The sequence below is a fragment of the Pseudodesulfovibrio cashew genome, from assembly GCF_009762795.1.
GTDB classification, from domain to species: Bacteria; Desulfobacterota; Desulfovibrionia; order Desulfovibrionales; family Desulfovibrionaceae; genus Pseudodesulfovibrio; species Pseudodesulfovibrio cashew.
In genome coordinates this window covers 2846527-2866558 of record NZ_CP046400.1, presented here as the reverse complement: position 1 = coordinate 2866558, position 20032 = coordinate 2846527, and the positions used below count along the sequence as shown (strand labels likewise).

The 20032-nt window shown below is 57.8% G+C and carries 22 protein-coding genes; 9 read left to right on the top strand and 13 right to left on the bottom strand.

The annotated features are described in order from the left end of the window. Nucleotides 1-22: 22 nt before the first annotated feature. The 10 genes from lpxC to GM415_RS12940 form a co-directional block, all read right to left on the bottom strand. On the bottom strand, nucleotides 23-940 hold the full coding sequence (gene lpxC / locus GM415_RS12985) for a UDP-3-O-acyl-N-acetylglucosamine deacetylase (protein WP_158948844.1): 918 nt from the start codon (nucleotides 938-940) through the stop codon (nucleotides 23-25). A 183-nt stretch (nucleotides 941-1123) separates the two neighbouring features. Continuing rightward, nucleotides 1124-1975 (bottom strand): peptide chain release factor N(5)-glutamine methyltransferase, encoded by an 852-nt coding sequence (prmC, locus tag GM415_RS12980; RefSeq protein ID WP_158948842.1) that lies wholly within the window; start codon nucleotides 1973-1975, stop codon nucleotides 1124-1126. 17 nt (nucleotides 1976-1992) lie between these two features. Then, nucleotides 1993-3060, bottom strand: coding sequence for a peptide chain release factor 1 (gene prfA, locus GM415_RS12975; protein WP_158948840.1), 1068 nt, complete (start codon nucleotides 3058-3060; stop codon nucleotides 1993-1995). Between the two features lie 2 nt (nucleotides 3061-3062). After that, nucleotides 3063-4010 (bottom strand): DUF1385 domain-containing protein, encoded by a 948-nt coding sequence (locus tag GM415_RS12970; RefSeq protein ID WP_199244297.1) that lies wholly within the window; start codon nucleotides 4008-4010, stop codon nucleotides 3063-3065. Between the two features lie 195 nt (nucleotides 4011-4205). Next, complete coding sequence (gene rpmE, locus GM415_RS12965) at nucleotides 4206-4430, bottom strand: 50S ribosomal protein L31 (protein WP_158948838.1); 225 nt, start codon at nucleotides 4428-4430, stop codon at nucleotides 4206-4208. Nucleotides 4431-4589: 159 nt separating this feature from the next. Beyond that, on the bottom strand, nucleotides 4590-4907 hold the full coding sequence (locus GM415_RS12960; protein ID WP_158948836.1) for a TusE/DsrC/DsvC family sulfur relay protein: 318 nt from the start codon (nucleotides 4905-4907) through the stop codon (nucleotides 4590-4592). 202 nt (nucleotides 4908-5109) lie between these two features. Next, nucleotides 5110-6840 (bottom strand): YcaO-like family protein, encoded by a 1731-nt coding sequence (locus GM415_RS12955; protein ID WP_158948834.1) that lies wholly within the window; start codon nucleotides 6838-6840, stop codon nucleotides 5110-5112. Nucleotides 6841-6842: 2 nt separating this feature from the next. Beyond that, a complete protein-coding gene (locus tag GM415_RS12950) occupies nucleotides 6843-7559 on the bottom strand; it encodes a class I SAM-dependent methyltransferase (protein WP_158948832.1) in 717 nt (238 codons plus the stop codon). A gap of 24 nt (nucleotides 7560-7583) precedes the next feature. Continuing rightward, nucleotides 7584-8156, bottom strand: coding sequence for a TIM44-like domain-containing protein (locus GM415_RS12945; RefSeq protein WP_158948830.1), 573 nt, complete (start codon nucleotides 8154-8156; stop codon nucleotides 7584-7586). Nucleotides 8157-8382: 226 nt separating this feature from the next. After that, nucleotides 8383-8781, bottom strand: a complete 399-nt coding sequence (locus GM415_RS12940) for a response regulator (protein ID WP_158948828.1) — start codon at nucleotides 8779-8781, stop codon at nucleotides 8383-8385. A 193-nt stretch (nucleotides 8782-8974) separates the two neighbouring features. Here GM415_RS12940 and GM415_RS12935 point away from each other — a divergent pair, with 193 nt between their 5' ends. The 5 genes from GM415_RS12935 to GM415_RS12915 all read left to right on the top strand — a co-directional run bounded on the left by GM415_RS12935 (nucleotide 8975) and on the right by GM415_RS12915 (nucleotide 13040). Further along, on the top strand, nucleotides 8975-9304 hold the full coding sequence (locus tag GM415_RS12935) for an SHOCT domain-containing protein (RefSeq protein WP_158948826.1): 330 nt from the start codon (nucleotides 8975-8977) through the stop codon (nucleotides 9302-9304). 2 nt (nucleotides 9305-9306) lie between these two features. Further along, on the top strand, nucleotides 9307-10077 hold the full coding sequence (locus tag GM415_RS12930) for an HD domain-containing protein (RefSeq protein ID WP_242012246.1): 771 nt from the start codon (nucleotides 9307-9309) through the stop codon (nucleotides 10075-10077). Between the two features lie 60 nt (nucleotides 10078-10137). Next, on the top strand, nucleotides 10138-11250 hold the full coding sequence (locus GM415_RS12925) for a response regulator (protein ID WP_158948824.1): 1113 nt from the start codon (nucleotides 10138-10140) through the stop codon (nucleotides 11248-11250). Between the two features lie 22 nt (nucleotides 11251-11272). Further along, the gene (locus tag GM415_RS12920) at nucleotides 11273-12055 is read left to right on the top strand and encodes a sterol desaturase family protein (protein WP_158948822.1); all 783 of its coding nucleotides are present in this window, start codon (nucleotides 11273-11275) and stop codon (nucleotides 12053-12055) included. Nucleotides 12056-12131: 76 nt separating this feature from the next. After that, on the top strand, nucleotides 12132-13040 hold the full coding sequence (locus tag GM415_RS12915; RefSeq protein WP_158948820.1) for an NAD(P)/FAD-dependent oxidoreductase: 909 nt from the start codon (nucleotides 12132-12134) through the stop codon (nucleotides 13038-13040). 124 nt (nucleotides 13041-13164) lie between these two features. On the opposite strand, the gene GM415_RS12910 is transcribed toward GM415_RS12915, so the two are convergent. Beyond that, entirely contained in the window at nucleotides 13165-13791 is a 627-nt protein-coding gene (locus GM415_RS12910; RefSeq protein ID WP_158948818.1) for a flagellar brake domain-containing protein, read from the bottom strand. A 91-nt stretch (nucleotides 13792-13882) separates the two neighbouring features. Here GM415_RS12910 and GM415_RS12905 point away from each other — a divergent pair, with 91 nt between their 5' ends. After that, the gene (locus GM415_RS12905) at nucleotides 13883-14179 is read left to right on the top strand and encodes a potassium:proton antiporter (protein WP_158948816.1); all 297 of its coding nucleotides are present in this window, start codon (nucleotides 13883-13885) and stop codon (nucleotides 14177-14179) included. Here the strand turns inward: GM415_RS12905 and GM415_RS12900 are convergent. After that, nucleotides 14109-15317 carry a YibE/F family protein gene (locus GM415_RS12900; protein WP_158948814.1) on the bottom strand — a complete coding sequence of 403 codons (1209 nt, stop codon included), beginning with the start codon at nucleotides 15315-15317 and terminating at the stop codon, nucleotides 14109-14111. The two genes, GM415_RS12905 and GM415_RS12900, sit on opposite strands and share 71 nt — an antisense overlap. Nucleotides 15318-15385: 68 nt before the next feature. Continuing rightward, nucleotides 15386-16867, bottom strand: a complete 1482-nt coding sequence (locus GM415_RS12895) for an alkaline phosphatase (protein WP_158948812.1) — start codon at nucleotides 16865-16867, stop codon at nucleotides 15386-15388. A gap of 115 nt (nucleotides 16868-16982) precedes the next feature. On the opposite strand from GM415_RS12895, the gene GM415_RS12890 reads away from it, so the two are divergent. Genes GM415_RS12890 through GM415_RS12880 form a run of 3 tightly spaced genes read left to right on the top strand, consistent with a single transcriptional unit; the run spans nucleotide 16983 to nucleotide 20019 of the window. Next, nucleotides 16983-17846 (top strand): cytochrome c3 family protein, encoded by an 864-nt coding sequence (locus GM415_RS12890; protein WP_338419778.1) that lies wholly within the window; start codon nucleotides 16983-16985, stop codon nucleotides 17844-17846. Between the two features lie 14 nt (nucleotides 17847-17860). After that, complete coding sequence (locus tag GM415_RS12885; protein ID WP_158948810.1) at nucleotides 17861-19045, top strand: electron transporter RnfC; 1185 nt, start codon at nucleotides 17861-17863, stop codon at nucleotides 19043-19045. Beyond that, on the top strand, nucleotides 19042-20019 hold the full coding sequence (locus tag GM415_RS12880; RefSeq protein WP_158948808.1) for an RnfABCDGE type electron transport complex subunit D: 978 nt from the start codon (nucleotides 19042-19044) through the stop codon (nucleotides 20017-20019). The genes GM415_RS12885 and GM415_RS12880 overlap by 4 nt, the downstream gene beginning before the upstream one ends. Nucleotides 20020-20032: the final 13 nt, after the last annotated feature.

Sequence of the window (20032 nt, the reverse complement as noted above, 5' to 3'; positions counted from 1 at the left end):
TGTCATTTGCGGAAAGGATAGTCTAGGCGGTGACAGCCACGGGCTCCAGAACGTCTCCGGGAACAGCTTCCATGGCCTCGCTGCCGCCCAAGATCTTGGACTCCAGGTAGAGGTCACGATTCTCGTCCAGGTGACGCAGGAAGGCGTTATTCATGGCATGCCCCGAAGCGAAAACCTCGAAGCGGCCCTGAAGCGGAGCACCGATAACGGCCATGTCACCGACGAAGTCAAGCAGCTTGTGGCGTACAAACTCATCCTTGAAGCGCAGCCCCTCGGCGTTGAGCACACCGTACTCATCGAGCACTATGGCGTTATCAAGGGAACCGCCCAAGGCCAAACCGTTTGCGTGCAGGTAATCGACTTCCTTGAGGAAACCAAAAGTACGCGCCTTGGCGATCTCGGAGCTGAAATTCTCTGGAGTGATTTCCAACCGCATCTGCTGAGTGCCGATCAGCGGGTGAGCAAACTCGATGGTATAGTCCACCAGGAAGCCGTCGTAAGGACGGGCCTTGATGAACTTGCCGTCCTGCTCAAACTCCACGTTCTTCTTTACGGCCAGAACACGGCGGCTCCTGGACTGCTTGCGGACGCCAGCCTGCTTGAGCAGATAGACGAAGGAAGCGGCGCTGCCGTCCATGATCGGGAGTTCCCGGCCCGTCACCTCTATGTGGATATTGTCGATACCCATGCCGGAGACAGTGGCGAGCAGATGCTCAACCGTAGCGACGGTCTCGCGCCCGTCCCCCAAGACGGTGGCCAGACCGGTCTCGACGACCAGAGACGGGGCGGGAGTGAGGAAGGTGGAACCGGAGCCATTCTTCAGAGAAAAAAGGATGCCGGTATCCTCAGCGGCCGGACGAAGGACCAACTCCACCTGCTTACCGCTGTGCAGACCGATCCCCGTGCAACGCACTGTTTTATGTATGGTTCTTTGTAGCATTAATCCTCCGATTGAAAATCATGTTTAACTAAGCAAGGATTATGCCAACCGTTGATTTAAGCTTAACATACTGATTTAGCTTGATTTATCTATCTGAAAATTGTCTAGACTTATGTTGTTTTTTGGCAACTTCTTGTATTTTTACAACAACATTCGTTGGCCGGTGTTGCTTTTTTGAGATTATTATTTCCGCAGCAACACGATCCGGTCGTGCTCCGCAAGGTCCTTGAGGACCTGAATCTCCTTGTATTCCGACAAGTAGTCAGTAATTATTCTCACAACACCCTCTGCCTGACGGTATCCGATTTCCATCATGAATAGCCCCCCGGTTTTTAACGCGTCCGTAACACGAGGCAGCATGGCGCGGATGTGGTCCAGTCCGTCCGCCCCACTGACAAGAGCAGTGACAGGCTCAAAGTCAACGACCTCGCGGCTGGCCTCGTCGAACTCCTGCTGAGGCACATAGGGAGGATTGGAAACAATAAGATCCAGCGAATCGTCAGGAAACAACCGTTCGGTGAAATCTCCCAGGCGAAACTCAACCCGATCAGCCACCCCGTGGGCCAGAGCGTTCTTTTCAGCCACATTCAGGGCACCTGGACTCAGGTCCACGGCAACGCCTTTGGAACCAGTGAAAAGATGGGCCAGGGTCACTGCCAGGATACCGCTGCCAGTTCCCAGGTCAGCAAACCGAAAACGGGAATCTCGGGGGAAATGTTCCTCGACGGCCTCGATAATGTGTTCGGTCTCCGGGCGCGGGATAAGCGTATCGGGAGTGACCATAAAATCCAGCCCGTAAAACTCCTTGCGGCCAAGGATATAGGCGAGGGGCTCGCCCGTCGCACGGCGGCCCACCAGTTCGCGGATTCGCTCCAAGTCCCGGTCGTCCACCTCTCGCTCGCGATCGCCCACAAGCGTAAGCCTTGAGCAGCCCAACACTTCGGCCACAAGCACCTCGGCGCTCAGACGCGGCGAATCGACCGCCAGCAGGCGAGACTCGCTTTCCTTGAGCAAAGAAAGGATGGTGGAACCCATGCTCGGTCCCCGAAGAGCTACTCGCCCTGCCGCTTCATGGCCTCGGCCTGGAAGTGGCTGATGAGGGCGTCGGTCAGCTCTTCCAACTCTCCTTCCATCACCTTCGCCAGGGAGTGCAGGGTCAGGTTGATGCGATGGTCGGACACGCGGCCCTGAGGGAAGTTGTAAGTGCGGATGCGCTCGGAGCGGTCACCGGACCCGACCTGGCTGCGGCGGGCGGCGTCTTCCTCGGCCTTGGCCTTTTCCTGTTCGAGTTGGAGCAGGCGGGAACGCAGCACTTTCATGGCCTTGGCCTTGTTCTTGTGCTGGGACTTCTCATCCTGGCAGATGACAACCAGGCCGGTGGGAACGTGGGTAATGCGGATTGCCGAGTCAGTGGTGTTGACCGACTGACCACCGGGACCGGAAGCACGGAACACGTCCACGCGCAGATCCTCGTTGCGGATATCCACATCGACCTCTTCCGCCTCGGGCATGATCGCCACAGTGACGGCCGAGGTGTGGATGCGTCCCTGGGACTCGGTGGCAGGCACACGCTGCACGCGATGGGTGCCGGACTCGTATTTGAGCTTGGAATAGACCTTTTCACCGGAAATGGAGGCAATGACTTCCTTGAGTCCGCCCGACCCAGTGGTGTTGGAGCTCATCTCCTCGACTTTCCAGCGATTCGCCTCGGCGTATCGGGAATACATACGGTAGAGGTCAGATGCGAAAAGGGCCGCCTCGTCCCCACCGGTGCCCGCACGAATTTCCAGGATGATGTTCTTCTCATCCATGGGATCCTTAGGCAGCAACAGGATCTTGAGCTTGTCCTCCAACTCGGGCAGTTGGGGCTCCAATTCCTCTATCTCGGCTTTCGCCATCTCCTGAATATCCGGATCGGAGTCGTGCAGGAGTTCCCTGTTGTCCTCGATATCCTGCGATACCAGCTTGTACTCGCGGAACACCTTGACGATATCACCGAGATCGGCATGCGCCTTGGAGACCTTCTTGTATCGGTCCTGGTCGTTGAAAATTTCGGGCTCGGCGAGCTCCTTTTCCAGGTCCACGAACTTTGTCTCGATTTCTTCAAGCTTGCCAAACATCTCTAGCACTCCTCGGCGTTAACGGCGCACTGCAAGGCGGCAATGGCCACTTCGATTTGACTGTCGTCCGGTTCCTTGGTGGTCAGGATCTGCATCATCAGGCCCGGCCAGCAGAGAATCTTGCACAAGATGCTCTTGCTGTGCTTCCCGGCGAACTTGATGACCTCATAGGCGATATTGGAGACCGGAATCATGAGAAACAGCTTCAGGCCTACGATGTACAGGTGTTTCACGACAAAATGTTCGGGAGAATAAACCAGGAGCAGATACGGCACCAGGATGGCGTAAAGCAGTATGGAGATCGCCAGAACGAACAGGAGAAAGGCGGTTCCGCAGCGCGGATGCAGGCGGCTGTAAAAATGGGTCGCAGACGGAGAAAGTTCGCGTCCATCCTCCCAGGTCCAGATAACCTTATGCTCGGCCCCGTGATACTGGAAGACCCGCTTGATATCCGGGATGAGGGAAATGGCGAGAATGTACCCCACGAAGACGATCATTTTGATAATGCCGTCCCAGAGGTGAAAACTCAGGGAATCCACATCGCCGGCAAGACCGAGAAACTCCATGCCCACGGACAGGAAGTGCGGCAGGACCACGAACAGCCCGAGGGCTGCACCGAGGGCGAGGACCATAGTCAGGATGAGGTGCCAACTGGTCAGTTCGCCCTCTTCCTCATCGTCATCGGCGGCCTGTATGGCTGAAAAATTGAGGGCCTTGATACCGTTGACCATGGTTTCCATCAGCACAGGAAAACCGCGCAGGAAAGGCTTCTTGAGCCAGGGATGCACAGCAAGGGAAAACCAGGGACGAACCTCGGTGATGATTTCACCGTCCGACTTGCGGATGGCGATGGCAAGATTGTCCTTGGCGCGCATCATCACGCCTTCGATTACGGCCTGCCCTCCCACGGCCTGGGGAGCCGCCAAGGCGAATAGTCCTCGCAGATGCAATCGGTTACCCTCCGGAAACAGATGGTGTTGCGCGATTTAAGGCACCGTGCTTCCCGTCGCTGCACGATGCTCAACCGGGACAAGAATCAAGGATTCTCTCCCGGTTGTAAAGTCCGCCGGACAAAACAATATGCCTTCGAAGGGTACACGACCCCAACGAAGGCATACAGTCGCGGCTTCCGCCGTGAAAAACAGTTACTTTGCAGCTTTGTTCTTGTCGAACGCGGCGTACTTTTTGCGGAAACGATCGATACGGCCGGCGGTGTCCACGAAACGCTGCTTGCCAGTGTAGAACGGATGGCAATTGGAGCAGATTTCGACCTCGATCTCTTCGCCCTTGGTGGACAGCAGTTCGGCCTCGTAGCCGCAGTGACAACGAATTTTGGCCTTGTAAGTCTTGGGATGAATATCGTTTTTCATGACGCTCTCCTGTCATTGATTTCGTTTGGAACTCGGGTTTATACGCACTACTTCACCGGTTGGCAAGGGAAAATGCGTATTTTTTCCGAAAGGGAGTGAAGGGCAAAAAAAAGGGTGGAGGCAAGCCTCCACCCTTTGATTTCAAGCTCGGGTTGCGGACTAGACGCAGCCGGTGGGCTTGGGCAGGCCAGCCATCTTACAGGCTCCCTTACCGGGGCCGGACGGGAACAGCTCGTAGATCTGCTTCAGCTTGAAGCCGGTAACCTTGGAGAGGATACGAACCATCGGGGCGATGCCGTTCTTCTTGTAGTAGTCCTGCAGGAAGTCAATGACCTTCTGGTGGTCTTCGGAGATTTCCTTGATACCTTCAGAGTCCTTGACGTACTCAACCCACTGCGGGGTCCAGTCTTCAAATTTCTGCAGGAAACCGTCTTCATCAACTTCAAAGGTAGCACCCTGGAATTCAACAACAGCCATATTATCCTCCTAAGTGGATAGTTTTTCATGCTGAGCTCCGAAACAACTCGAAGCCACCATATCCAGTAAACAGCGATCCGCTGTTTGATACCAAAAAGATCACGGCGCAAAACCGTGGAGGGACATTACTTCTCCCCCCTGAGCTTGTCAAGCACCTTGAGCGTTTCTCACAGGCAAAGGCACGAAAGGGACTCAGGGCAACCTATGAGGATTGCACGAGTTCATCGTAATGATTCCTGGCGTACTCCAGTTCCGGATCAAGCTTGAGGGCCGCGCCCAGGTAATCCAGGGCCTCGGCATCGTTACCCATGAACTTGTGACATAGACCGAGATTGGCCAAATCATGAGGTGAACCGGAGTCGATGTCCAACGCGGCCCGGAAATCCCCGGCAGCCTCTTCGTAGCGCCCGCCCTTGAAGTGCGCCACGCCACGCAGGTTGAAGTATTCCTTGGTCTCGGCGTCAAGTTCAATAGCCCGCCCGAGCGGCGCCACGGCGTCCTCCCACTCTTCCAGTTGGGACAGTGCATACCCTTGGTAGAAGGCAGCCAAAGCCCGTTCCGCATCCGCGGGCTGCATGGGCTCCGCCTCGCGGAACTGTTCCACCGCGTACTCCACGTCCTGCATGCGCATGGCGAGCAGGCCACGGAAAAACGGCAAAAAATACGCGTCCGGATAAATCTCCTCGACGACCTCCAGCCCTTCCATGGCGTCGCCGAATTCGGCGTCCTCGGCCAGGATACGGCCCACAAAAAGCCCGATGGACCGGTGAGGCGTCCGCTCCCGAAAATCGAAACCGGGGACGAAATTGTAATTGGTGGTGACCATGAGATCCGGATGACGGGTGTCCACCGAATACAGCGGCGTCCCCTGTTTTTCCAACCCCTCGGCCATAGCCATCAATTCATTATATATATTGGGTTCCTCCACAGTGGGCAGGGAATCCAACGGAACCATCTCGCCTTCCAGCAACCACTGAATGTCGTCCAGAGAGGTGAACTTGGAAAGCCCGGAGGCCTCGTACACGCGACTGGTCTCGAAGTCTCCGGCCAGCTGTGCCACCTCTGTTACGGCGCGGATGGCCGCCTTTACCGGTGACGAAGATGTTCCCGCCGTAAAAACGATCTCGCTTAGGCCCGGAAAGGTCTTGGGATCCCAGGCCACGGCCGCCACTGTCGGCACAGGCTGTCCCAAGGAAAAGTCCTTGAGCACCAGCTTGACGCCGTTGGCCTCGAAGCAGCCTGCCAGCCGGCTCAGGACCGGATCGGAGTAGGATGCGGGGTCAATGGTCGGCATGACCTTGCGGCTACGGTCGATAAGGGCGCAGACGTGGCGCTCCACCAGCTCGCATCCGCCCTGTCCGATGGACTCCTCAAAGGTATTACCCGCCGAGGACCCGTTAAACTCGTTAAGCTTCTTGAACCAGTCCAGGGGCACATACTCATGCTTGCCCGTGGCCACGTTCAAGGCGGGATGAAAGCGCCAGCGATGCAGGTCCATGAGCCGGGCCGCGTCTTCGGAAGAGATATCCTCTTCCACCGAACGGGCGATCATGGCGATGTCCATGACTTCCCCCGGCCACTTTTTCTGCGCCTCGCTCCAGGTCAAACGAGTAAAGTTATCCTCGTCGGCCCAGAAGGTGAAATAGGAAAACCGCTCCACCAGCTCCATGAGGGCCGAAGCCTCGGCCTGTTCCGGCGAAGCGCCCTTGCCCATCTGCTTGCGGGTGGGCATGAACCGCTTGGCCTCGGGGCCGCAGGTGGACACGAATACAGGAATACCCAGCCTGCCGGTATCCACCCGATCGGTCTTGTCCAGGACGCCCGCACACTTCTCGGCGAGCAATCCCTTGACGCGCGTGACCGTTTCCACGGGGCTGCACGCCTTGTCCTGATCGGTGGTGTATGTCTTAACGCAATCCTTGAGCTCGATCACGGCTACTTCCTCATGAAACGGAACAGGTTGACCGGTTTATCCTCACCGGACTCGCCATCCTTGAATGTGGCTGTGGACTTCATGATCTTGAACAGCTCACCTGAGGCATGGAAGAAGTTGCGCGCGGCCCGCTTGAGGTCCAAGGAAAGAAACACCTCGCCCCCCTCGCCTTCAGCCAAGTGACCGTCGATAAATCCGGCGAGCAGGTCGAAGAGGGGCTCGTCGTAGAGCAATTCACAGCCCACGACGCAGTCGAAACGGGACCCCAGTGAAGCCTTGAAGTCGGACGGCACCACACGCACCTTCTCGCCCAAGTCGTTCTTCAGGGCATTGATACGGGCAAACAGGAGCGCATCCGGGTCCGTATCCGTTACCGTGACTTCACAGCCCCTGCGGGCAAGAGTCAATCCGGCCAGGGCCGAACCGCCCCCGATCTCCAACACCGAAGCACCGTCGGCCAAGGGGAATTTGGACAGAGAGTGGGCCATGACCATATCTGCGGGCCAAAGCTTGGCCCATAGCGGCAAGGCAACAGTCTTGCCGGAGCGGGTCTTGTCCATGAGTTTGTCAATATACCGCTGCATGTGTTTAATTTGCAGCACTTTGAAGGGGTCGCCACCCACGGACACATCCTGAAATTCGACCTCGCCGAACTTGTTCACGGCCAGGTCGATCAGTTTGTCCATGGGCTGGTCCAGATCATACTCTTTCGCAGCCAAAACATCCTCCAAGCAGCCGGATGGCTACTGGTCTACTTTATTGATTTTTTCGAGGGTCCACAGGCCGTTCTCGACATCGTCGTCGCGGGAAAACTCCCAAACGGCCCGGACATGGCCGGGCTGTCCGCCCGACTCTCCCCTGCTTATCTGGGCATCGTAAAACACCGTGGCCAGGGTTTGCCCGCCCTCGGACTTCAGTTCCATCAGCCGGGCGTCCACCAGCATGACCTCGATTCGCTCGTCGGGGAACTGCTGCGCCTTGAGCACGGCATTGGCGTACACCTCGTCGGAGAGAAAGACCCGCAGATCTTCAATCTCCTTCTCGCTATTGGCCTGCTGGAAACGGGAAAAGAAGAGCTTGGCGCCCTCCAGAAATTCGTTCTCGTCAAACCCGATCTGGCCGGACGCGGCTACAGGCGATGGCGCGGCGGACTCGTCCGAAGACTTCTCCGAGCTCAGATGACCCCACATCTGCCGTGCCGCGTCGTAACGATCCATGGGCCGAAGGACCTTACCGCCCGATTCAGTCCCGCTCTCGCCCTTGTCCTGCCTCGTCCACTGGCCGGGACGGGTGTTGTCCTTGTCGCCCCCTCCCATGCGTCGCCGAAACATGCGGACAAGAAAATAGGCAATGACCCCGAGAAGGAGAATATTGAGGACGCTGCCCCCCGTGGAGGGCGCGGGGGATTGGGCGAAGGCAGGAGAAGCCCACGCCAACAGGACGAAAACCGCCTTCAAACACAGCCTGAGACTGCGCGAAAATCGAACTTGCAAATGGGGGAGTGTTCCTTTCATGGATCGAAACATACAACGAACTGCGAAATCAGTCTATCAATGCCAGATCGCGCAAAATGGCCGTCAGAGTCTCCACCTCAATGGGCTTGGGCAAATAGGCCGCCGCGCCTCCCTTATAGTAGGCCTTGACCACGGTCTTGGGATCATTAAGGGCAGTGACCATGATCACTTTGGACTCCTGGGAGGGTGGAATGCCCCGTTGGCTTTCAATGGCCCGGATCTCCTTGAGCGCCTGGTGCCCGTCCTTGTTGGGCATCATGATATCCATGCACAACAGGTCGTACGGCTTGCCTTCGTCCAGAGCCTTGGTGAAAATATCAACGCACTCCACACCATCGGAAGCCGTATCGCACTGCCCGTAATCCGCCAGCAACGCCGTGAGCAGCTTGCGGCTGGTGAATTCGTCTTCCACTATAAGAATTCGCATAGATCCTCCGTCCAGAGCAAACCCCTCCTACACCAAGGCATGGGTAAACTCAACGGGAAAGATTCCTAAATAGGAAATACGCCTTGACGCAATCCTCCGCCGCTACTCCACTGGCTCCAAAAGGCTTGCCAGCGGGCAGTTTGCGACGTAGTTATGGTCCCGCCTTCCATAACGGAAGTTTCCCGGAGAAAACATGATTTTAAACACCATCCCCAATTTAGTCAGCGGCTTTTTTGATTTTCTCGACAGCCCGGCCTGGCGTGCCTGGCCGTTCAATTCCGGCTATGGAGAACAGATCGGCCCGGCCATCGCGCGTATGGCCTTCGTGGCCCTCATCTTCGCTGTGATCATCCTCTTCCTGCGCGTCCTGTTCGGGCCCAAAGGCATCTTCAGGGACAAAGAAATGGATCGGGAGGCGGCAGAGGAGGTTCGCCGCGAACGGGCTGAGCTCGAGGAACGCTTTGCCAAGGGGGACATTTCCGAAATGGAATTCAACACAAAGATGAAGTCTCTCAAGGACTGAGCATGACCCTCGCGTCGCACATCGACTTCCTGACAGCATTCGCCGAGCGGCATTTCACGGGAGATCCCTCCCGCGACGACATGATCCGTCTCAAGCTGGAGCACTCCCTGCGGGTGTTGGACAACGGCGAACGGATCCTCGATGGCGAGGGGATTGACGGTCACACGGCCACGCTGGCCAGGCTGGCCACGCTGTATCACGACACCGGACGCTTTCCCCAGCTCGCCATCTATGGCACCTTCAAGGACCAGGATTCAGTCAACCATGCCAGGCTCGGGGTCCTCACCCTGCGATCCCTCGACCTTCCCTGCGGCATTGCACCGGATGACTGGCGCACCATCCGCCTGGCAGTGGCCCAGCACAACGTCAAGACTATCAGAGACAGCCTGCCCGAGCCGGCAGGTCTGATCACCAAGGTCGTCCGGGATGCCGACAAGCTCGATATTCTCAAGGTCATGATCGAATTCTTTTCCGGCGAATTGAACGACCCGACCATCACCCACGGTTTCAAGGAAATTCCAGGACAATACTCGGACCGGATATACGACGCGGTCATGGCGGAGGAGCCTGGTGATTACCGGGACATAAAGTGCGCTAACGATTTCAAGCTGTTGATCGCGGGCTGGATCTACGATTTCAACTTCGCTTCCGCCATCTCCATCGCATCCCGCAGAGGCCTGATCGAAAGAATCTTTTCATTTTTGCCAAAAGATAAAAAGATTCAATACCTTGAAGAAAAGATAAACAAATTCATCCATTATAATGCCGCATAGCCCTCTTGATATCGCTCTCCCAACGCATTAGACATTTGATAAGGGAGAACATGATATACCATGGCGCAGAAGAAAAACAGCAAGGCATACGGGTGCTTCACCAATGTGATGATCGTCAGCGGCGTGGATGTCCATGCCAAGAGGGATCAGGCCAACATCAACATGTTCGGCGCCAAGCACGTGCACGTGTTCTCCGAGGGCGCCAGTGCTGTCGACCATCTCTGCGACAACCGCATTGACCTTGTCCTGTGCGATTCCGACTTGGGCGACATGAGCGGCATCAAGTTCGCCCAGATCGTTCGCAAGAACATGTCCGGCAGGCCGCTACCCATCATCATGATCACGCTGGAGAACCGCAAGGACTATGTCCTCGACTCCATTGCCGCCGGGTGCATCGGCTACATCCTCCGACCCTATTCCATGGACACCTTCGAAAAGTATCTCATACTGGCGAACCAACTCGACAGCTACCCGGAAATCGAGGAGATGGAGTTGCAGGAAGCCAAGGACATGGTGGAGCGCGGCGACTTCGACGAGGCCATCGAGGCCTTCGAGGAGCTCATTTCCTACCAGGACGAGGCCCAGAAATACTACGACATGGGCTGCCAGTTCATGTTCCAGGGCAAGTACGGCAAGGCTATCGTGGCCTTCAAGAAGGCGGTCAAGATCAATGATCTGTTCGCCGAAGCCTACAAGGGCCTGGCCGACGCCTACAAGGGCAAGGGCAACATGGAGGAATTCAAGAAATTCCTGCGCAAGGCAGCCGAGGTCCATGCCCAGTTCGATCGGCTTGAGGAAGCCAAATCACTGTTCATTGAGATCCTCAAGTACGACTCGGAAACGCCCAATCCGTTCAACACTCTCGGAGTCAACCTCCGCAAGCAGGGAGACTATCCAGGCGCCATTCACGCATACTCGCAGGCCCTGGAACTGACGCCCAACGATGAAAACATCTACTTCAACATGGCCAAGGCCCATTTCTTCATGGGCAGGCTGGAAGAGGCTTCCAAGGAAGTGACGATGTCCCTCAGGATGAATCCCGCTTTTCTGGAAGCCAACAAACTCTTTCAACGCATTCACGGCAAGCAGTGGGAAGCCGACAAGGAACAGGTCTTCCAGCAGCGCCCCCAGGTCGAGGGCACCAGGGAATCCGCCAAGGACGTCGACCCGTAAGCCTCGGGTACGGACCGAAAGCATGCCCTACGAATCGTCACTCCGCCTCGGCGTCTTTTTCCTCGTCCTGGCCATCATGGCGGCAGCAGAGACGCTCCGGCCCAGAAAACGGCTCACCGCGCCCCGCTTTCGCCGTTGGTTCTCCAATCTCTCCGTGGTGCTGATCGCCACACTCCTGGTCCGATTCCTTATTCCCCTGGTCCCCACCGGACTGGCCGTCACTCTGGCGGAACGGGGCTGGGGACTCTTCAACTTTCTGAGCCTCCCGCAGTGGTTAACCTTCCTGCCCTCAGTGCTCCTGCTCGATGCATTGATCTACGGGCAACATGTCCTCTTCCATCACCAGCGCCTGCTGTGGCGAATCCACCGCATGCACCACGCGGATGTGGATATTGACGCCTCCACCGGCATCCGGTTTCATCCCATCGAAATTTTCCTTTCCATGCTCATCAAACTGGCAGCCATTGCCCTGCTCGGCCCTCCTCCTGCCGCCGTACTGACCTTCGAACTCGTGCTAAACGGTTGCGCCATGTTCAACCACGCCAACGTAAAACTCCCCCTCGGCCTGGATGCGACGTTGCGTCTCCTCGTGGTCACGCCCGACATGCACCGGGTCCACCACTCCACCCACCCCCACGAATTCAACGCCAACTTCGGCTTCAGCTTTCCCTGGTGGGACCGCTTGTTCGGCACCTATAAGGCCCAGCCGGACGAAGGGCATGAGACGATGGTCATCGGCCTGAACATCCTAAGGGACCCCAAATACTTATCCCTTCCAAACATGTTGGCCATCCCCTTTCTCTAGATTCAATCTGTACATTTTCAGGAGAGTGATTATAATTCTCGTTAGCACTTTTTCACCTGAAAATACGGAGGCTCCCATGTCCGAATCCACCATATACGACGTCACCATTCTCGGCTCCGGTCCCGCCGGCCTGCAAGCGGCCATTCACGCCTCGCGCAAGAAGGCCAAGACCCTCATGCTCGGACGTATGGACAACAGCTCCCTGTACTGGGCCCACATTGAAAACTATTGTTGCCAACTCAAGATCTCCGGTGAAGAAGTCCTGAAGACCGGGAGAGACCAGGCCGCCAGCTTCGGCACGGAATTCCGCGACGAGGATGTTCTGTCCCTGGAGCCCGACGGCGATCTCTTTGCCCTCGGCCTGGAGTCAGGCGACCAGATCTTCTCCAAGACCGTGATTCTCGCCACCGGCTCCAGCCGCAATAAGCTCAAGGTTCCAGGTGAAAAGGAACTCCTGGGCAAGGGCGTATCCTACTGCGTGGACTGCGACGCCGGTTTCTACAAGGGTGAGGTGGTGGCCGTGGCCGGCTGCCGCAGCGCGGCCGCAGGCGGCGCAGTGGCCCTGACCAACTTCGCCAGCGAAGTACATCTCTACTGCGAGGAACTCGATGTGGCGGACGGACTGCGCGAGCAATTGTCCAAGAAGGGTGTGCATGTTCACGAAGGCATGCAGATCAAGGAAATCCAGGGTGAAAACGCGGTCGAATCCGTGCTGCTTGATGACGGCTCCACCCAGGCTGTGACCGGCGTGTTCATCGAGCTTGGCGCAAAGGGCGTGCTCGAACTGACCGCCATGCTCGGCATCCAACTGGATGAAAGCATGAAGTACATTGAAACGGACAAGAAGCAGCGCACCAACATCCCTGGCATCTATGCCGCGGGCGACATCTGCGGCCCGCCGCTTCAGATGGCCAAGGCCGTGGGCGAAGGCTGCGTGTCCGGCATTGAGGCCGCGACCTACGCAAAGAATCGGGACAAGAAGTAAAACATCGGCCGCTTGGGCCGACTGCAAACAAGGCTTTCAGGGCAGAAAGGCCGCCGGGACAGGTACTGAACCTTTCCGGCGGCCCTGCTTTTGAAAGATCGATACAGGCAGTTGGGAACGGACTCTAGACCCGGGGGATGCCGCAACACACCTTCGCCTCTATGAAGCGGGATATCCTGTTGCGCGCTTCGGCCTCATCCTTTTTGAACTCAAGAATTGCGTAACGTACGTCACCTTTGAGAAAGATATTTTTGACGATACATTCCACGGAGTAGCCCTTGTCCATATCAAATGGGTGAAAGGTCAGACTGACGTCGCCCTCCATGCCTTCCGCAAAGGCACTTCCCCCATTAAGAAAACGAATCCGCGAACAGGAGTGGGACATGTCCTCGACCACGGCCTGAAACTCGAAGGCCCCCTCTCTGATCATGGCGGGAAACCCGCAGGAGCACCGGGGCTCAGCCCTTTCCTCGGCGTCAAAGGTCCTTTCCGGGGGGGCCAGCTCGAAAAGAGAATTGCCGGGGTTGAGACGGTTAAGGACGCGAGACCGGAATCCCAGCAGCTTGCCGCCTTCAGCATACTTGACTACCACCTTGCGGTCCGTCTCCAGTCTCTCGATGATTGGAGCCGTCACCGGAGAATAAACCAACAGCCGCCCGTCCTGCACAACGTCGGTTACAACGCTCAGAAAACGATCTCCAAAGGTGGAAAATTCCAAGAGAATCTTGTCGCCAGCCTGAATTCCGCTCACGTCTCCCTCCTCTAAGAGAAAACTATACCATGGCCTTTGGAGCGGCAATTATATATATGACCGGCATGCTATTTCCCAAGGAGATTTTTTCGTGCTGCGAATAATGCGAGCTCTCGGCCTTCTGGCCTGGATAGGTTGTGTCGTGACCTTGATCTATCAAACCCTTGTATGGGTCGTCACCGCATCCTGGCCCGCGCTGACCCTGCTCTCCCTGGCCTATGATGTGTTGGGCCTGGAACTGGCCTCGGCCATCCAAAGCCTTCCCCTGGACGTGGCCATCAAGTGCCTTTATGTGCTTGCAACCACAGAACTCGCGATTACCCTGTGGTTGACCGGTGCGCTGTTTTTCGCATTGGCAGCCATCTCCAAAGTGGTTTTCGGGAAGTAGTCGCCTCTGCTCCTCCGGATCCCACCAATAGCAAGCCCCCCACCACGGCGGTAAACGGAGCAACGGTCACCAGTCCGAAACTGCCCACCAGCGTCTTGAGCACCTCGGCTGCCACGTAGATGAAATTGAAAGTGGTATCCAAGGGGATACCCTGGGCCATGAAGGCCATAAGCAACGTCACGAATCCTCCGGAATAGGCCAGCAGCAGTGTGGTGGTCATGGTACCGACCACAGCCCGGCCCACGCGGATGCCCGACCAGACGGCCTCGGACCTGGAGATGCCCGGCTTCTTTGCCACCACTTCGGACATTGCCGCCGCCACGTCCATGGCAAGGTCCATGACCGCCCCGCAGGAAGACAGGAAGACGCCTGCCATGAACACCCGGGTAAGGTTCAAGTGCCCGTACCCGGCGTATAGCAGGGTCTCGGCAAATGGCATGACCGCGCCGTGGACGTGAAAACGGGCGGTAAAATAAACTCCTAAAGCACAACTGGACACCACGCCCAGGAAGGCGCCGAGAAAGGCGGCCATGCCTGTGCGATTGACCCCGGCCACCAGAAAGATGATTACCGCGCTGAGCGCCGCGACCACACATAGCGTCAGCCAGACCGGATCTACACCCTTGAGCAAAAGAGGCACCAGCACCTTCCACAGGATCATGCCGGTAAAGACGAATGAGAGCAGCGCCTTGAATCCGGTCACCCCCCCGAATATCAGCAGCAGCGCCGCGAACAGTCCGAGCAGAAACAACTCCAGCCCGAGCCGGTAGTGGGCCTGCGGGTTGACGTAGATGATGTTGCCGTCACGATCCACGGTCAGGATAACGTAGGCCGTGTCGCCGGGGACGAACAGTTTGTCTCGATCCAGCTGTCCGAGGAGCTGGTTGTTGCCCTTGACCACCTCTCCCACGAAGGGGCCGTCCATAATTCTCAGAGTGACGCTCTGCTCACCAGCCCGGATCATACCGAGGCTCTGGATGTTCGTGTCGTCCACCTCCACCACCTCGGCGCTGCATCGAACCGAGTCACTGTCACCGGCCTTCTCGAAGCCGGTGGGCACGAAGTACAGAGCCGTGGTGATGACGAAGAAAACCAGAACGAGAAGCCAGTCGCGGTTCCGCTTGCTTGGTGTCTGCATGAAATTCCTTAGGAATAGACCGGCGGGCCGGGATACGGCCCGCCGGTCGCGGTAAGATGGATCGTGTTTTAATTGGCGGCCAGGCGCAGCTTGCCCGCATCGACGTACACGGGCTTGGCGGGCATGCCCATGGCGGACATGATCTTGGTAGCCACGTCCTTGTTGTCGTAGCTGCCGTTGAAGAGCGCAGCATCGACGCCGACGGCCGAGGTTGAGACGGGCACACCGGTGTGCTTGTAAGAAGTCCAGCCCAGCCCGGCCTTCTGGTTGAGCACGTGAGTCAGCGTCACGGCCAGGGGATCATAATCGCCGTAGAGCAAATATTCGCCGCCCTTGACTTTTTCACCGGCCATGGAGCGCTGGAAAGCGGCCTGGATGCTCGCGGTTTCGTAATCGGCCAGCACCATTGGGTCATTCTTGGCGTCACCGTCGAACTTGAGGCCAAATTCGGCGGTGATGATCTTTTTCATATCGTCGAATGAGCCGCTCTTCTGCTTGAAGGCAACCATGGTCTCGTCGGTAAACTTCTGGAAGGAGACCTTCTGGCTGCCCAGGACGTCGTAGTGAGAGCCGTATTTGGTACCGGCAAATCCGAGGGTAAGGCCGCCGCACTCATGGTCGCCGGTAACCACGATCAGCGTCTCTTCGGGGTGCTTTTCGTAAAACGCCAGAGCCTTCTTCACGGCGTTATCGAAGGAAATGGTGTTGAGAATGGAGGCGGTGGCGTCGTTGGCGTGACAGGCCCAGTCGATCTTGCCACCCTCGACCATCAGGAAGAAGCCCTTGTCGTTGTCGAGCATCTCAATGGCCTTGCCCGTGAATTCGGGCAGGGTGACATCCTTGTCGGTCATGTCCATGACATAGGGAAGAGCCTTGCCGTCCTGCAGCCAGGCGTTCCAGGCGATGACCTTGCCGTCGCCGGGCTTCAGGGCCAGGAACTCTTTCTTATTGTCCACCAGCTTGTAGCCGTTGGCCTTGGCCTTTTCCAGGGCGTCTCCCATGGGGGCCTTGGACTTTTTGCCCGCGGGGTCCTTCAGACCGCCGCCCGCAAAAAAGTCAAAGCCGGAGTCGGCCAGGGCGTGGTCAATCTCGTGATACATGCTGCGAGTCTTGACGTGGGCATAAAAAGCCGCCGGAGTGGCGTGATCGACAGACACGGAAGAAACGATACCGACCTTCATGCCCCGTTCCTTGGCCATTTCGGCCAAAGTCTTCACCGGTTTGAAGTTAGGATCCATGCCGATGTAGTTGATATTGGTCTTGACCCCGGTGGCCAAGGCAGTGGCGGACGCGGCGGAACCGGTGATAAAACGGTCGTTGGCATAAGTAGTGGTGATGCCCTGGGCAGGCATGGCGTCAATGGCCAGCTTCTGCCCCGTATAGGCGGCAGTGGCGGCACGCTGGGGCAGGCCCATGCCGTCACCAATGAAAAAGAATACATACTTGGCCGTTTTTGCGGCTTCGGCATTGCCCGCACCGGCCATGGCCCCAACAGCCAGGATCAGCGCGAACGCCAGAGAACAGATTGAAATTCTACGAACAAAACGCATGGTCAACCTCCAGATAAAAGATACGGATTGCGGTTTATAATGCCCTCATATGTACAACCGCCATGTTACGAAAACATGGACAACATCATGATCGAGGTGACCTCCACGTATCGAAGTGGTGACAACCGCAGAAGGAGGCAGGACCGGGTTGAGCGCCAAGTCAAAACGACTTAGCTATGGACGAAACCCTGATTTTTCAGCTACAAGATGGCAATACCTAAAAATCGAGGTCGATTCATTGCAGAGACGCCATCTCCCCATTGCCGTTGTGACCGGAGTATTGTTGTTGGTCGCCCTTGCCGGATATCTGTTTCCCACCTCCCCAGAAGCCTCACCCACCCGAGTTCTGCTCGAAAACAAGGGCGGCAAGGTCATTTTTACCCACGCCGACCACACCGCCCTTGGCGATCAATGCGGAACCTGCCACCACACCACCGGTGGCAACACCGCACCGCCTCCCTGCAAAAGCTGTCATGTAAGCCGATTCGACACGGCCTTTGCGGCAGACCATCAAACTACCCTTGACGAGTCCTCCTGTTCCGTCTGCCACCACGCCGGGGCCGCCATAACGCCCTTCTCCCATGACGAGCATGCCGAGGACTATGCCGGCGGGGATTGCCGGGCCTGCCATCACGACGAGTCCATCGAGTCCGAACCCGAAGCTTGCTCGAACTGTCACGGGCAGAACCAGGACGGAGATACACCGGCCCTTCGACAGGCGACTCACGAAAGGTGCGCGGATTGCCATGATGACTTCTTCAAGGAAGGCAAAAACGGCTGCCGCCGATGCCATGAGCGCAAGCCTGAAAGCAAAGGAGCAGCCACCCCGGAGGCATGTTCCACCTGCCATGATGAGCCAGCCGATCAACTGATCCCCACGACGTCCAAGGCGTTCCACGCACAATGCATGGGATGCCACGAAAAAGAGAACAGCGGCCCGTTCGGCGATGACGCCTGCTATCAATGTCATATGAAATAGGTGACCGACGAGACATGAGTACATTTTCCTTCAGTCTGCAAACCGGAGAAACCGGCCCGCTGATCAAGGCCTCGACACCCGAAACGGTACGCATTCCCACCCATGGCCATACGGCGCTCTACGCCAAGGGTGACCAGGTCCTGGCCGGAACCCGCATCGCCAAGGCTTTGCTCCCTGACGAAGGCGACCTGCATGCCCCGCTGGCAGGGGTCATCGAAGAGATCGAAAGCGACGGCATCCTGATCCGGGTCACGGGCAAGGAACGGACCGCGCCGCAGGAGCCCCCGGAGAACGGAGGCGATCACCTCAGAGAGTGGCTGCGGCAAAGCGGAGTGGACGCGGGCTCCCTGCGCCAGGCGAACACATTGATTGTGAATGCAGTCCCGCCAGAACCAGGCATTTCCATCCACGCGCCCCTGTTGCAGGACTACCGCAAGGTGGTAGAACTGGGCCTGGAAACGGTCCTGCGGATCACCGCCTCCGCCAAGACCTATCTGGTGACTGCCAGAGGGAACCGAACAAATGCCTTCCCGGACTGTACGGTCCTCGACGTGCCGGCGGTCTACCCGAGCGGCATCGACCAACTCGTCATGAAGGCGGTCACCGGCAGGGAGGTGCTCCTGGGCACCCATCCGGAAGATGTGACCATCCTTTCCGTCCGCGACCTCTACCTCATTGGGCGTGTAATGGAGACGGGCCGTCCGGTAACCGAGACAGTGCTGACCATCGGTGGCAGGAACCACCTGATAATGATTGGCACGGCAGTCGGATTCCTCCTCCAAGAGGCGGGCGCCTCGGCCCACCCCGGAGACAGGGTGCTGCTGGGCGGACCAATGCGCGGCCGCGCCGCCCTCAACCTGCAGCAGGGCGTGGACAAGGAAGCAACCGGACTGACCATCGTCAAGCAGGGCGAAGGCCTGAACCCCACCGACAATTTCTGCCTTGGCTGCGGCGAGTGCGAAGCGCACTGTCCGGCTCGTATCATGCCAGGCATGATCAGCCGCTGCGCCGAGTTCAAACACTTCGCCCGGGCCGAGGACTACCACATCCACTCCTGCATCGAGTGCGGCCTCTGCGCATACTACTGCAAGGCGCAACGTCCGCTGCTCCAGTACATCCGGCTGGCCAAGTACGAACTTGCCCTATTGCGCACCAAATCTCTCCATCCCATTGAGGACATCGCCGGAGGTGAAGCATGATCTCCCGTCCCCTCCAACCCATCCTGACCGTCACTGCCCCCCCCCACGCCCACTGCGGGCGGACCATCAAGGGATACATGGCCGAGCACCTCGCCGCCCTGCTCCCGGCCGCAACCATGGCAGTCGTGGCCTTTCACACGGGCGCTCTGCGCGTCATGGCCCTCTCCTGTGCCGTGGCCGTCCTGAGCGAGGCGGCCTGCAACAGGATATTCCGCCGAACCCAGTCCATAGATGACCTGAGCGCGCTGTACACAGGACTGCTCTTTGCCTTTCTGCTCCCGGCTTCGGCTCCGTGGTGGCTGGTAACCATGGGTGCAGCGGTATCCATCGTCCTCGGCAAGATGCTCTTCGGCGGTCTAGGCTGCAATCCGCTCTGCCCGTCCCTGGTGGGATGGGCCGTATGCCGCATCTCCTGGCCCGCGTTCATGGACACCAACGCGACCATGCTCACGTCCAACCTGCCCGCGCCACTGCAACTACTGAAATACTTCGGGCTGAAATCGGTCGCTTCCCTGGACCCGACTTCCCTGCTCATGGGCAACCAGTTGGGAGGGCTCGGCGAGGTTCAGGTCATTGGCTTACTGGCGGGGGGCGCGTTCCTGCTGGCCCGACGCCACATCACCTGGGAAATCCCGACCGCGTTTCTGGCGGGCGTTGCAGGCACCGCCTGGGTATACCAGCTCATCGACCCAGCAACCTACGCCTCGCCACTATTCCACCTGCTGGCCGGAGGGACCGTGTTCGGCGCTTTCTTCCTTGCCCCCGAACCGGCCAGCTCGCCCGTAGGGCGCATTCCGCGCCTGCTCTTCGGCCTCATTGCCGGAGCCATGGTCATCATCATCCGCGTATACGGAATCTATCCCGACGGCGTCCCCTTCGCCATCCTGCTGGCCAACCTGTTCACTCCGCTGCTGGACCGCATTCGCCCCACCCCCTTCGGCGGCCCCTATCGCCTGCCCATGGAAGAAGCGTAAGATGAAGGAAGCG